The 13,760-nt window shown below is 59.7% G+C and carries 13 protein-coding genes; 6 read left to right on the top strand and 7 right to left on the bottom strand.

Annotated features, from left to right (window positions below):
* Positions 1 to 198 precede the first annotated feature (198 nt).
* From PspR84_RS05210 to PspR84_RS05190, 5 genes are read right to left on the bottom strand one after another with little or no spacing between them, the layout of a single operon-like run.
* A complete protein-coding gene (locus PspR84_RS05210) occupies positions 199 to 1,188 on the bottom strand; it encodes a FecR family protein (protein WP_160055978.1) in 990 nt (329 codons plus the stop codon).
* On the bottom strand, positions 1,185 to 1,751 hold the full coding sequence (locus PspR84_RS05205) for an RNA polymerase sigma factor (RefSeq protein WP_160055976.1): 567 nt from the start codon (positions 1,749 to 1,751) through the stop codon (positions 1,185 to 1,187). Before PspR84_RS05205 ends, PspR84_RS05210 begins: the two co-directional genes overlap by 4 nt.
* Position 1,752: 1 nt before the next feature.
* Positions 1,753 to 2,079 (bottom strand): DUF3325 domain-containing protein, encoded by a 327-nt coding sequence (locus tag PspR84_RS05200; protein ID WP_160055974.1) that lies wholly within the window; start codon positions 2,077 to 2,079, stop codon positions 1,753 to 1,755.
* The gene (locus PspR84_RS05195; protein WP_160055972.1) at positions 2,079 to 3,665 is read right to left on the bottom strand and encodes a PepSY-associated TM helix domain-containing protein; all 1,587 of its coding nucleotides are present in this window, start codon (positions 3,663 to 3,665) and stop codon (positions 2,079 to 2,081) included. Before PspR84_RS05195 ends, PspR84_RS05200 begins: the two co-directional genes overlap by 1 nt.
* Positions 3,662 to 3,967, bottom strand: coding sequence for a DUF3649 domain-containing protein (locus PspR84_RS05190; protein ID WP_038357590.1), 306 nt, complete (start codon positions 3,965 to 3,967; stop codon positions 3,662 to 3,664). Before PspR84_RS05190 ends, PspR84_RS05195 begins: the two co-directional genes overlap by 4 nt.
* Before the next feature lie 190 nt (positions 3,968 to 4,157).
* Here PspR84_RS05190 and PspR84_RS05185 point away from each other — a divergent pair, with 190 nt between their 5' ends.
* From PspR84_RS05185 to PspR84_RS05170, 4 genes are all read left to right on the top strand, one after another.
* A complete protein-coding gene (locus PspR84_RS05185) occupies positions 4,158 to 4,646 on the top strand; it encodes a sigma-70 family RNA polymerase sigma factor (RefSeq protein ID WP_160055969.1) in 489 nt (162 codons plus the stop codon).
* Positions 4,643 to 5,575: a FecR domain-containing protein gene (locus PspR84_RS05180; RefSeq protein ID WP_160055967.1), complete on the top strand. Its 933-nt coding sequence runs from the start codon at positions 4,643 to 4,645 to the stop codon at positions 5,573 to 5,575. Before PspR84_RS05185 ends, PspR84_RS05180 begins: the two co-directional genes overlap by 4 nt.
* 191 nt (positions 5,576 to 5,766) lie before the next feature.
* Positions 5,767 to 8,100, top strand: coding sequence for a TonB-dependent Fe(3+) dicitrate receptor FecA (fecA, locus tag PspR84_RS05175; RefSeq protein WP_160055965.1), 2,334 nt, complete (start codon positions 5,767 to 5,769; stop codon positions 8,098 to 8,100).
* 371 nt (positions 8,101 to 8,471) lie between these two features.
* A complete protein-coding gene (locus tag PspR84_RS05170; protein WP_160055963.1) occupies positions 8,472 to 8,840 on the top strand; it encodes an endonuclease domain-containing protein in 369 nt (122 codons plus the stop codon).
* A gap of 388 nt (positions 8,841 to 9,228) precedes the next feature.
* Here PspR84_RS05170 and PspR84_RS05165 read toward each other — a convergent pair whose 3' ends face one another.
* Both PspR84_RS05165 and PspR84_RS05160 read right to left on the bottom strand, forming a co-directional pair.
* Entirely contained in the window at positions 9,229 to 9,633 is a 405-nt protein-coding gene (locus PspR84_RS05165; RefSeq protein WP_116029519.1) for an HPF/RaiA family ribosome-associated protein, read from the bottom strand.
* Between the two features lie 200 nt (positions 9,634 to 9,833).
* Complete coding sequence (locus tag PspR84_RS05160; protein ID WP_160055961.1) at positions 9,834 to 10,781, bottom strand: LysR substrate-binding domain-containing protein; 948 nt, start codon at positions 10,779 to 10,781, stop codon at positions 9,834 to 9,836.
* Between the two features lie 135 nt (positions 10,782 to 10,916).
* Between PspR84_RS05160 and PspR84_RS05155 the strand changes: the two genes are divergently transcribed.
* A complete protein-coding gene (locus tag PspR84_RS05155) occupies positions 10,917 to 12,293 on the top strand; it encodes an L-serine ammonia-lyase (protein WP_160055959.1) in 1,377 nt (458 codons plus the stop codon).
* Between the two features lie 86 nt (positions 12,294 to 12,379).
* Positions 12,380 to 13,681: a serine/threonine transporter gene (locus tag PspR84_RS05150; protein ID WP_160055957.1), complete on the top strand. Its 1,302-nt coding sequence runs from the start codon at positions 12,380 to 12,382 to the stop codon at positions 13,679 to 13,681.
* Positions 13,682 to 13,760: the final 79 nt, after the last annotated feature.

The following is a 13,760-nucleotide window of genomic DNA, read 5'->3' as shown; positions in this document are numbered from 1 at the left end:
CTCAATGACCTGTGTAGAACCGCAACGGATGCGAATGACTCGCAGTTTCAGTCACTACACGGATGGGGCTCGGGTTTACCTCACCACAAATCTGAAAATATTTTTGCAGATCAAAAGATCGCAGCCTTCGGCAGCTCCTACAGGAGATCGCATTCCAATGTAGGAGCTGCCGAAGGCTGCGATCTTTTGACTTTTGCTTCAGCGCAAAATAATCAGATGACCCAACACCTGATGCTGCTCAAACCCCATCACCCCCTGCAGGGAACTGAGCACGGCCTGCGGATCCTTGCTCGGAAAACTGCCACTGACCTTGCGCGCCGCCAGCTCATCGTTGAGCAACACGATCCGCCCCGGGTAATAGCGCCGCAGATCCTCGACCACATCGGCCAGCGTCGATTTGTAGTACGTCAGCCAGCCCTGACGCCAGGCCAGTTGCGCCTCAGCGTCCGCCACATGCAGTTTTTCTGCCGTGCCTCCAGCGTAAGCAACCTGCTGGCCGGCGATGAGAATCTGCTGCACGGCGCCACGCTCTGCCGTGACACCGACGCGACCGGACAATACCGTCACCTGCGCGCCCTGCGGTTGCAGACGCACTTCGAATTGCGTGCCAAGCACCCGCGCCTCGCCCTTCTCGGCCGCGACCACAAACGGATCGCCGGTGTGGGTGACGCTGAAAAATCCGGCGCCGCGGCGCAATTGCACATGCCGTTCGCCCTGAGTGAAATCCACGGCGATCGCGCTGTCGGCATCCAGTGTCACTTGCGACTGATCGGCCAGCGTCACGGTGCGAATTTCACCAGGCGCAGAAACGTAATCGGCGCCCAGATCATCGATCCAGCGCTGCGGCTGCCAACCGCTGCCGAGGCTGACCATCAGCAGCAGACAGGCCGCCATTGCCAGCGCCCCCGACCAACGCAAAAGCTGCGGACGGCGCGGGCGATCCATCGCATCGAGATACCCCTGCAACGCCAAAGCCTCTTCATCGGCCAGCGTTCGCGCCGGGCTTTCGCTCAGTTCCCAGAGCACCTGCGCCTGCGCGTAAGCCTCGGCATGCGCCGGATCAGCCCGTAGCCATTGGCTGAATGTCAATTGATCGCCGGTGCTCGGCCGATCATGCAACAGGCTCAGCCAGGCAAACGCGGCCTGCTCTTGCGCGGGCGTCGGAATAATGGAGTCGGATGGCTTCACGGTGCTTTCCCTGGCAGGCGTGGCGCGGGTTCGCGCAGGCTGGCCTTGCAGGCCTCGAGGGCGCGCATCATATGTTTTTCCACGGCACTTTGGGACAAGCCCATGGCTTTGGCGATTTCCGCGTACTTGCGGCCGTGAATGCGATTGAGCAAAAAGATCTGCCGGGTGCGCTCGGGCAAGGCGCGCAACGCCGCTTCGACATGTTTCAAATCATTGCCCGCTTCCAGCGCTGCTTGTGGTTCGCTGCCGTGGCTGTCCGGTTCGTCCGGTTGCCAGCCTTCGTTGACGCGCGTGCGTGTGCCTTCGCTGCGCAGATGGTCGATGGCGATGTTGCCGGCGCAGCGCAAAAGATAGGTGCTGAGTTCTTCGACCTGCACCAGCGGTCGCCGCCAGAAACGCAGAAACAGGTCCTGCACCAGGTCCGCCGCCGTCGCCCGACAACCGACGCGACGGTTCACCAGCGCCTCCATTTGCGAACGCTGGGACAGGAACACCTGCAGAAAATGCGCACGCGCCCCGCGCGGCTCGTCGTCGCGGGATTCCGGCGGCAGGCCGATCAGCACTTCAGCACTGCGCCCATGCGGCGACCGGGCTGGCCAGCAGACTGACACCGGCCAGCGCCAAGGCCAGACGTGGGCGATACGGCAGCAGCAATACCAACGCCAGGGCGCTGAGCATCAGTACGGCGAACCAGTCAACCAGGCCGAAACTCCAGCCGTTGGCCTTCACCGCCGCCCAAAGCGACAAACACAGCAATAACCATCCGCCGACTTTCAGGCCCTGACGGCGACGCGTGGACGGTTTGTGACCGAGCAATTCATCGTGGTGCCGAGGCATCGACAGGCACAACACGGTGAATCCGGCGTAGGTGAGCAACAGGGCCAGCAGCATCAGTTAACCCCTTGCTCAAGAGTGATCGGCCGTGGCGTTTCGCGACGTGGCTTTTTTAAGCTAACCGTGTTGCCGGCGCGCTGCATTTTCCATGCAGCCCAGGCGAGGAAAAAACCTGTGGCGAGGCAAGTCAAATCAAAACCGGCCAACGCCCAGTCACCCTGCATCAACGCGACGCCGAGATTCCAAGGGGTGGTCAGCGCATTGATCAGCGGCACCGCGACAAACAGCGCCGCCCCCAACACCAGCTGTTCAACCCAGGCTTTGCGCCCCGGTCGTAACATCGCGTGCAGCACGCTCAGGCCCCAGGCCATGAAGAACGCGTTCACCTCCCAATCTGCGCGCCCGGCGAGGCTCACCGGCAATAGACGATTGGCCAGAAAGAACACCGCCACCGCCGACACCAGCCCGGCCATGCTGGCGATGTTCAGTACTTCCACCAGCCGCAGTTCGAACGGCATCACCCCGCTCCTGGCATGTTTGAGCTGACGCTTGCCGAGCCAGATCACCAGCCCGGTGCCGATCATCGCCGTGCCGGCCAATCCGCAGATGAAGTACAGCCAGCGCAACACCGGCCCGGCAAAGTGGCCCATGTGCAAACCATAGAACGCGCCGCCCACCGCCATCGCCATTGGCTGCTCCGGTGTGCTGCCGAGCATCAGCCCGGTCACCCCGTTGAACGTCACGGCGCGGCCAAAATCATGCACCACGCGATCGCCGGCACGCGACAGCACCACCGTGGCATTGGCATCACCCGGATTACTCACCGACAGACGCGCCGTGTGGCCGCCCGCCCATTGCTCGCTGGCCTTGCTCAACAGCGGCGCCATGGACATCAACGGCGCCGCGATATCGGCGCGCTCCGGGGTCTTCGACGCCGGGAAAACTTCGTCATAAAACGTGCGCACGTCACTGCCGTAAGACGCGACGATGCTCGCTGGCATGACCATCGACATGAAAATCACCAGGCTGCTGTAGGTGATCATCAAGTGAAACGGCAGCACCAGCACACCCACCGCGTTATGCCCGTCGAGCCAGGAGCGCTGGCCCTTGCGCGGGCGGAAGGTAAAAAAGTCTTTGAAGATTTTCTTGTGAGTGATGATCCCGGTGATCAGCGCGACGAACATCACCATGGCAGCGATGGTCGATAGCCAACGGCCCCACGGATAAGGCATTTGCAGCTGGAAGTGGAAGCGGTAAAAGAACTCGCCGCCCATGCTGTCGCGGCCCTGCACTTCAGCGCCGGTTTGCGCGTCGAGGGTTTTCGATTCAAAGCGTCCGCGCTCACCGGGCTTCGCCGGCGCTGGCTGCCAGCGCACGGTCAGGCCGGGATCTCGGGCATCAGGCAAATCGATCAGCCAGCGTGAAGCGCCCGCCGCGTGTTGTTGCAGATAATCCTGGGCCAGCGTCAGGCTGGTCTCGGCACTCACCGATCGAGCAGGGATTTCCGGCTGCATCCAGTGGCTGATTTCATCCTTGAAATAGGCCAGCGTCCCGGTCAGGAAAATCGCGAACAGCAACCAGCCGAACAGCAGTCCGGCCCAGGTGTGCAGCCAGGCCATCGCCTGACGAAAGCCCTCTTTCATGCCAGTCCCAATCCACGTGCTGCGCCGGAAATGGTTGCCAGAATCACGCTTGGCACCAGCAAGCCAACCCATGCCGACCACGCCGTACGACAGGCAAAGCACCACAGCACCGCTACCAGATAGACCAGAAAGGAAATGGTCATGCCGGTCACCACTGCTTCGGCTCGGTTCAACGGCAGCCACAGCGTCAGGGTGACACTGGCCAGTGCCGCGACGAGATAGCCGCCAAATACCGCGGCCAGCACCCGTGAGGTGACGGCCAGACGATAGGACATGGGAAGTGTGGCGAGTTTGCCTTTCATGTTTCGACCCTGAAACGAAAAACGTCCGGCCGATCAGCCGAACCTTGAGGCGAGCAATATTAATGATAAATATTCTCATACGCAAAAGCATCTGATTGCCGGCCGAGTATTTAGCCCACTACAATGCGAACAGTTCTTGTTCTCTAACGCATACTCTCTACCGCGCCATCAAGCGCCCGGAGTAATACCGTTGTCGTCCGCCCATCCCGTCGAATCGCTCTATCAGGCTCATGACAGTTGGCTGACTGGCTGGCTGCGGCGCAAGCTCGGCTGCCCGGACAGCGCGGCGGACCTGGCACAGGACACCTTCATCAAGGTGCTGACCGCCCGCGAGCCGCCGGTGATCATCGAGCCGCGCGCCTTTCTGACGACGTTGGCCAAACGCGTTCTGTTCAATCATTACCGCCGTCAGGATCTGGAACGCGCCTACCTCGATACATTGGCGCAGATGCCGGAAATGGTCGCGCCGTCGGAAGAAGACAAAGCGATCATCCTGCAAACCCTGGTGGAGCTGGACGAGTTGCTCGACGGTTTGCCGCGTCAGGTCAAACGCGCCTTTTTGCTGGCGCAGGTCGATGGCCTGACTTATCCACAGATTGCCGCAGAACTCGGAATCTCCGTGGCCACCGTCAAACGTCATCTGAACAAAGCGGCGATGCGCTGCTACTTCTCCCTATGAACCGCGCCCCGGATTTTTCCTCGCAGGTTGCCGAACAGGCTGTGCACTGGCTGATGGAAGTGCAGCAAGGCGCGCTGTCACCACGCCAGCACTTGGCAATGCAACAATGGCTGGACGCGCACAGCGAGCACCGCCGCGCGTGGGAGCATATTCAGCGGGTCAACCAGCGTTTGCGCGGAGTGTCGTCGCCACTGGCGCATGCAGCGTTGAACGGGCCGAAGTCCGCCAGCCGTCGTCAGGCGCTGAAGCTGTTGCTGATTTTTGGCGCCGGTTCGGCGGTGACCTGGGGCATGCGCGAACACGCACCGCTGCCGTCGCTCTTCGCCGATTACCGTAGCCCGCTGGGGCAGCGACGCAAAGTTTCCCTGGGTGGCGGTGATAAGTTGCAACTCAACACCGCCAGTGCCGTGGACGTCGACGGTGGGCAGCGATTGATCCGCTTGCTCGAAGGCGAAATTCTCCTGACGGCCGCGCAATCCTTCGAAGTGCACACGGCTCAGGGCCTTCTGAAAGCTCAGGGCGCGCGCCTCAATGTGCGCCAGTTTGCCGATCGCACGCAGATTGCGCTGTTCGAAGGTCGCGTCGAACTGAACGGTAATGGACGAGCGCCGATGTTGCTGCCGGTCGCGCGTCAGCTCAGTTTCACTCCGGCATCGGTCAGCGAGGCCAAACCGCTGGATGCCAACAGCGGCGCCTGGGCCGACGGTATGCTGGTAGCGGCGCACATGCGCCTGGGCGACTTCCTTGATGAACTGGGTCGCTACCGTCGCGGCCAGCTCAATTGCGCCAAGAACGTCGCCGATCTGCTGATTTCCGGAACTTACCCGCTGGACGACAGCGAGCGGATTCTTGATCTGCTGGAAATCAGTTTGCCGGTGAAGATGAGGCGCTTTACCCGCTACTGGGTGACCGTCGAAGCGCGGGTTTAAGGAGCAAGATCAGAAGATCGTCCGATCGCGGCCCGAGCCTTCGGCAGCTCCTACAGAAGATATGCATTCCAAATGCAGGAGCTGCCGAAGGCTGCGATCTTTTGATTTTGAAAAATAAATGAGCCGTTTTTCAGATCTGGCGTGACAGAGAAGGAAAGCCCCCTTGATTCAACCTTCTCAGGATCATCCACATGCACCCCACCCGCCTCACGCCACTGGCCCGCAGCCTGCGCAATCTTGTCCTCGGCGCCAGCCTGAGTTTCAGTGCCCTGCCCGCTGCGATGGCCGCCGATGCCAAGGCCTATCACATCGCGCCGTCGTCACTGGAAAACGCCCTCAACCAGTTTGGCCGTGAAGCGGGCGTGTTGATTTCTTTCGGATCGCAAGTTACCGGCGGCGTGCAAAGTCGAGGCCTGGAGGGCAGCTACACGCCTGAGCAAGGTCTGAATGCGCTGCTCGAAGGCACCGGTCTGCAAGCACGCGCCGAGGGCAATAATGCGTTCAGTCTGCAACCGGTGGCGGATGCCGCGCTGGAACTGGACACCTCGAAAGTCGTCGGCGACTGGCTGGGTGACGCCGCGCAAATCAACGTGTTTGAACATCCCGGTGCTCGCGACGTGATCCGCCGCGAGGAGTTCGAACGTCAAGGCGCAACGCAGGCGCGCGATGTGCTCAACCGCATCCCCGGCGTCAACGCCCCGGAAAACAACGGCACCGGCAGCCACGATATGGCGCTGAATTTCGGTATCCGTGGCTTGAATCCACGCCTGGCCGCACGCTCGACGGTGTTGATGGACGGCATTCCGGTGCCGTTCGCGCCTTACGGTCAGCCACAACTGTCGTTCGCGCCGATCAGCATGGGCAACATGGATGCCGTGGACGTGGTACGTGGCGGCGGTGCTGTGCGCTACGGCCCGCAGAACGTCGGCGGCGTGGTCAACTTCGTGACCCGGGCGATTCCCGACGAGCCGACGGTCAAGGGCGGCTTCCAGACGGAAACCAGCCCTTCGTCGAGCCATGATGGCTTCAAGACCAGCGCCAATCTGCTGGCCGGCGGCACCAATGCCAATGGCCTCGGCGGTGCGTTGCTCTACTCCGGCACCCGTGGCGGTGACTGGCGCGAACACAGCGACACCGAGATCGACGACCTGATCCTCAAGGGCAAATACCAGCTCGACGAGGCCAACAGTTTCAACGCCATGGCCCAGTACTACGAAGGCAAGGCTGATATGCCCGGCGGTTTGAACGTCGCCGATTACGACGCCGACCCGTACCAATCGACCCGACCGAAAGATCAGTTCTGGGGCCGTCGGACGATGTTCAATTTTGGCTATCGCTATCAGGAAGATCGCCGCGAATTCACCGCCAACACCTTCTTCACCAAGACCTTGCGCAGCGGTTATCTCGATCAAGGCACGTTCCTTTCACTGTCGCCGCGCGAGTATTGGGTGCGCGGTCTGGAAACCCGTTTCGCCCAAGGCTTCGACCTCGGCCCGACCAGTCATGAAGTCGGCGTCGGCTATCGCTACATCAACGAGGCCGGCCACGAACTGCGCTATCGCACGCCGATCAGCAGCAACGAATACCCGACCACTGCCAGCCGCAACGACCGCGATACCCGTGGCGGCACCGAGGCCAATGCGTTCTTCGTTGACGACCGCATCGACATCGGCAAATGGACAATCACCCCCGGCGTGCGTTACGAGATGATCGAATCGCAGCAGACCAACAACCTGACCAACGTCAAATACAAGGGCGACTACAACACCGCGTTGCCGGCGTTGAACGTGCTCTATCACCTGACCGACAGCTGGAATCTGTACGCCAACACCGAAGGCTCGTTCGGCAGCGTGCAATACAGCCAGATGCCCAACCGTGTGACCAGCGGCGAAGTGAAACCGGAAAAGGCGCGCACCTGGGAACTCGGCACGCGCTATGATAATGGCGCATTGCGCGCGGAGATCGGCGCGTTCCTGATCAACTTCGACAATCAGTACGAAAGTAATCAGACCAACGATTCGGTGATTGCCCGTGGCGAAACCCGTCATCAAGGTATCGAGACCAGCGTCAATTACGCGCTGGATGATTTGAGTCCGGCGCTGGCTGGTTTCGATGTGTACGCCAGCTACGCCTATGTTGACGCAACCATTCGCGAAGACGGGCCGAACAAAGGCAATCGCGTGCCGTTCTCCTCGAAACACAAAGGCACGATTGGCGTCGGTTACACCGAGGGGCCATGGAAGTTGAATCTGGATAGCAGCTTCCAGAGCGACCAGTTCGCTGACAACGCCAACACCTCGAAGGAAAGTGCTGATGGCAGCACCGGCAAGATCCCGGGTTACATGCTGTTCAGCAGCCGCGCCGGATATGACTTCGGCCCGCAGTTGTCGGATTTGAACGTGGCGGTAGGGGTGAAGAACATCTTCAACACGCAGTACTTCACGCGCTCGTTTGATGACAATAACAAGGGCAAGTATGTGGGGGAGCCGCGCACGGTTTATGTGCAGACTTCTGTGGCGTTCTGAGGGTTGAAAAGCCCCTCACCCTAACCCTCTCCCTGAGGGAGAGGGGACTGATTGGGGGATGCTTGCGAGGTACGCCGACCTGAACGTGCTGTGCCGAATCCATAATCGACTCGACCTGAAACCGCTTTGCCGAATCCATAATCGACTCGACCTGAAACCGCTTTGCCGAATCCATAATCGACTCGACCTGAAACCGTTTTGCCGAATCCATAATCGACTCGGTCTTTCAGGTCGATGTACAACACCAGACACCTCGGTCGGCCCCCTCTCCCTCTGGGAGAGGGCTGGGGTGAGGGTCAGCGGGTCAGCTGGGTCAGCTGGGTCATGGTCTACAGTAAAACTTCAAACCAACTTCACAAGGATCGTGAAGCATGCAAACCCGCCCCACCCTCGCCCAATTCGCCCGCCAGTTACGTGTCAACCAAACCGATTGCGAACAGCTGCTCTGGCAAAAACTCCGCTCCCGCCAAATCGCCAATCTGAAATTTCGCCGGCAGTTTCCCTGTCCGCCCTATGTGCTGGACTTTTACTGTGCCGAACTGAAATTGGCGATTGAACTGGACGGTGGTCAGCACTATGAAACGTCGGGACTGATTCATGACCAACGCCGGACGCACTATCTGAATCAAAAGGGCATTGAAGTCGCGCGTTTCAGTAACCTCGAGGTGATCCAGCAGATGGACAATGTGCTAGAGCAGATAATAAGAATTGCGGCGAATCGAAAAATGCCCTCACCCTAACCCTCTCCCAGAGGGAGAGGGGACTGACCGGGGGATGCTTGCGAGCTACGCCGACCTGATTCTGCTTTGCCGAATCCATAATCGACTCGGTCTTTCAGGTCGAAGTACCTCTTCAGACACCTCGGTCGGCCCCCTCCCGGAGAGAGGGGGACTGATTACGGGATGCTTCAGAAATACATCGACCTGAAACCGCTTTGCCGAATCCATAATCGACCCGGTCTTTCAGGTCGAAGTACCTCTTCAGACACCTCGGTCGGCCCCCTCTCCCGGAGGGAGAGGGCTGGGGTGAGGGGCCGCTTTCTTATGCCCTGCGCAAAAACCGCCACAAACAAAAACGGGCCTGCATTCGCAGGCCCGTTCTCATTGGGTGGCTTATGAAATCAGCGCATCAACTGTTGATCGCTGCCTGTTCGTTCTCAAGAAATTCTTCCTCCAGCAGAGCGTCATTCGCCTTGCTAAATGGCACCACAGCCGCGCGTGGCTTACCTCGCAGCTTGCCGAAAAGGTGCTCCAGGGCGTGCTCGAGTTTTTCGGCAGCGCCGTCGATCGCTTGTTCCAGCGAATCGGCCTTATGGGTCACGGAAATCGGTTGATGGCCTTTTGGCCGCGCTTCCAGTTGGCAGCGCATGTCATGGGGACCTGGTTTGTCACCGTTCTCGTCGGCCAGATGGACTTCGACGCGGGTCAGGTCTTCTTCATAACGTTCGAGCGTGCTCTCAATGGTTGTACGTACCCACTCCTCCAGTCGTTGACTACTTTGAATATGGTTATCGCTGTTGACTTGGATTTGCATAGTTCATCCCTTATTTCAGCTAGCTCGTCAGAGGCCTTGAGTTGAATTTCCTGACCTCCTGGTTACAACAATCGGCCCGACCGGCGAACATTTCAACCCCTGAAAAAAGATAAATATTCATTCGCAAAAAAAGCCGGACAACCGAGCAAAGCGCTGGTAAGGTCGGGAGTCGGGTTGACTCGCAACCCGGCAAAATTTGCTCACAATTGCCCGTCATTCAACGGATGCAAACTGCGAAAAATCCCCGCTTCCTCGACCAACCAATCATGCACAGCCCGTACGCCCGGATGGCTCAACGCCCCCGGCGCATACAGCAACACGTAGCGTTTGTGATTGGGCACCGACAGGCCAAACGGCACAATCAATGTCCCCCGCTCCAGCTCATCGTTAAGCAACGTGCGTCTGGCAATCGCCACGCCCATGCCGGCAATCGCCGCTTCGATGGTCAGGTGATTGCGATTGAACGTATGCCCGCGCCTCACGTCGGCGCCCTCGAAGCCGATCGCGTTCAAATAGAATTCCCACTCTGCGTATTCATAACTGCCACGCCAGGCAGTGATGTCATGCAGCAACGGGAAATGCACCAGATCCGCCGGCCCGTGCAACGGTGGACGCCCACGCAACAGGCTCGGTGCACATACGGGGAAAATCTGCTCGTCGAGCAAGGCTGTGGATAACAATCCCGGGTAACTGCCGTCGTTAAGATCTATCGCCAGATCAAAGTCGCCCTCGTGCAACGGCACGCTGCTGTCCTCGGCGACGAGCCGTAGCTGAATGTCCGGGTAACGCTGTTGCAGGCGCGGCAAACGGGGCGTCAGCCACTTGCTGAGGAATGACGGAATCGAGCGCAGGCGCAGAATCCCGCTGATCATTCCGGCATCCAGTCGCCGCAATTCCGCATCGATGCTGCCATACGCCTCATTGACGGTAATGGCCAACCGCTGCCCTTCTGCACTCAATTCCACACCGCGCGCGCGCCGATGAAACAGACGAAAGCCCAGACGCTCCTCCAGTTGTCGAATCTGTTGGCTGACCGCCCCCGGGGTGATGTGCAGTTCTTCGGCACAACGGGTGAACGACAGGTGCCGCGCGGCACAGGAAAACACCTGCAGCCAGACATAGGTCTGGGCATGCAATTGACGACTCATCGTTTAGTCCTGCTAAAGGCTTACTTAGGAAGTTTCGTTAGTCACGTAGGACCGAGGTAGGCAGTATCGCCGACATTGCGCTTGTCCTACAAAAAATGGCAGCGATTCGTACTCCATTGCTTGTAAGGGTTTAGCATGGCTATCAGTGTTTTCGATCTATTCAAAGTCGGCATCGGCCCGTCCAGCTCCCACACCGTCGGCCCGATGCGGGCGGCAGCGACCTTCGCTCAGGCGCTGATTGATCAGCATTTGTTGAACGATGTGCGTCGTGTGGAAATCCGTTTATATGGCTCGCTGTCAGCCACCGGCGTCGGTCACGCCACCGACCGCGCCACAGTCATGGGTCTGATGGGCGAATGGCCGGACAGCATTGATCCGGCGACCATCGATCCGCGCATTCAGCAACTGCGCGAGACAGGCCAACTGTCCCTCGCCGGGCAAAGAGAAATCGCCTTCGACTGGCAGCGTGATCTCCTGCTGCTCGACGAGAGTCTGCCCTACCATCCCAACGCCATGTCCCTGACAGCCTTTGGCGAAACGGCCGAGCTGTTCGAGCAGACGTACTACTCGGTCGGTGGCGGTTTCATTATCGAAGCGGAAGAAGCTGAGTCCGGTGTCGCACCGGCCGGTGACGTGGCGTTGCCGTACGATTTTTCCAGCGCCGCCGAACTGCTGTCACTATGCAAACAGCACAATCTGCGCGTGTCCGAACTGATGATGGCCAACGAGCGCGCCTGGCGTACCGACGCCGAAATCCGCCAAGGCCTGCTGCACATCTGGTCGGTAATGCGCGAGTGCGTCGAACAAGGCCTGCGCCACGAAGGCATCCTGCCCGGTGGTCTGAATGTGCCGCGCCGGGCGGCGAAACTGCATCGCAGCCTGTTGGAAATCGGCAAGCCGAACGTGATCAGCTCAACGCTGTCGGCGATGGAGTGGGTCAACCTGTTCGCCCTCGCCGTCAACGAAGAAAACGCGGCCGGCGGGCGCATGGTCACCGCGCCGACCAACGGCGCAGCCGGGATCATCCCGGCAGTTCTGCACTACTACATGAAATTCAACCCGGATGCGTCTGACGATGACGTGGTCGCTTTCTTTCTCGGTGCGGCCGCCGTCGGCATTCTCTGTAAGAAAAATGCCTCGATCTCGGGCGCCGAAGTCGGCTGTCAGGGTGAAGTCGGTTCGGCCTGCGCGATGGCGGCTGCCGGTCTGGCCGACGTGCTCGGCGCCACCCCGGAGCAACTGGAAAACGCCGCCGAAATCGGCCTGGAACACAACCTCGGCCTGACCTGCGACCCGGTCGGCGGCCTGGTGCAGGTGCCGTGTATTGAACGCAATGCGATCGCCGCCGTGAAGGCGATCAACGCCACGCAAATGGCTCTGCGCGGCGACGGCAACCACTTCATTTCCCTCGACCGGGTGATCCGCACCATGCGCGATACCGGCGCCGACATGCATGACAAATACAAAGAGACTTCACGGGGTGGCCTGGCTGTGAACTGGGTGGAGTGCTGAGGCGCATTCCCTGACTGCCCCGGCAGACCGCATTCGACGGTCTGCCAACCGTGAGCCCGAGCAAAAATAATAACGAGGCGATACCGATGACCGATGTACGTACACCTGCTGCCGAAAATCCCGCTGTAGACCGCACAAGCAACACAGAAACGGCCCACACGGGCTGGAGCAAATTCGACACCACCTGGATGCTTGGCCTGTACGGCACGGCTATCGGTGCCGGCACGTTGTTCCTGCCGATCAATGCCGGTGTCGGTGGTTTCTGGCCGTTGCTGATTCTCGCTGTGCTGGCCTTCCCGATGACGTTTCTTGCTCACCGTGGCCTGACCCGTTTTGTCTTGTCCGGGCGCTCCGGGGATATCACCGAAGTGGTCGAAGAACACTTCGGCATCGGTGCCGGCAAGCTGATCACGCTGCTGTATTTCTTCGCGATCTTCCCGATCCTGCTGGTGTACAGCGTGGCGCTGACCAACACCTTGAGCAGTTTCCTCGAACACCAACTGCACATCGCCCCGCCGCCTCGGGCGATCCTCTCGCTGGCGTTGATTCTGGGTCTGATGGCCATTGTCCGTTGTGGCCAGAGCGTAATCGTCAAAGCCATGAGCGTGCTGGTTTATCCCTTTGTTGCCGCGTTGCTGCTACTTGCACTCAGCCTGATTCCGAACTGGAATGGCGCGTTTTTCGCCAGCGCCCAAGAAGCCATGCCAATGTCTGCTTTCTTCAAGACAATGTGGCTGGCGATCCCGGTGATGGTGTTCTCGTTCAACCATTCGCCGATCATCTCCGCGTTCGCGGTTGAGCAGAAACAGCGCTACGGCGAGCAGGCCGAACGCAAGAGCAGCGGCATCCTCGCCATGGCTCACGGCATGATGGTCGTCACGGTGATGTTCTTTTGCTTCAGTTGTGTACTGGCGTTGTCGCCGGCAGATCTGGCAGCAGCGAAAGCGCAGAACATTTCGATCCTGTCGTACCTGGCCAACCACTTCCAGACCCCGGTGATCGCTTACGCCGCGCCGCTGATTGCGCTGGTGGCGATCACCAAATCCTTCCTCGGCCACTACATCGGCGCCAGCGAAGGCTTCCAGGGCATGATCGTGAAAAGCCTGCGCAGCCGTGGCCGGGTCATGTCAGCGAGCTGGCTGAACCGCGCGACCGCCGTGTTCATGATCCTTAGCTGCTGGGCCGTGGCGACCTTCAACCCGAGCATCCTCGGCATGATCGAAACCCTCGGCGGGCCGGTGATTGCCTGTCTGTTGTTCCTGATGCCGATGTACGCCATCCGCCGCGTGCCAGCCTTGCGCCAGTATTCGGGCCAGGTATCCAACGTGTTTGTGGTGTTGATCGGCCTGATTGCACTGTCAGCGATCATCTACTCGGTTCTGCCCTGAAAACGCGCCATTAAAAAAGGCGAGCCGCGTGGCTCGCCTTTTTTATGCCCGTGTTCATTGTTCGACAATTTTCCCGGCA

Source organism: Pseudomonas sp. R84 (genome assembly GCF_009834515.1).
Taxonomy (GTDB): domain Bacteria; phylum Pseudomonadota; class Gammaproteobacteria; order Pseudomonadales; family Pseudomonadaceae; genus Aquipseudomonas.
This window is presented reverse-complemented; position numbering and strand designations above follow the sequence as displayed.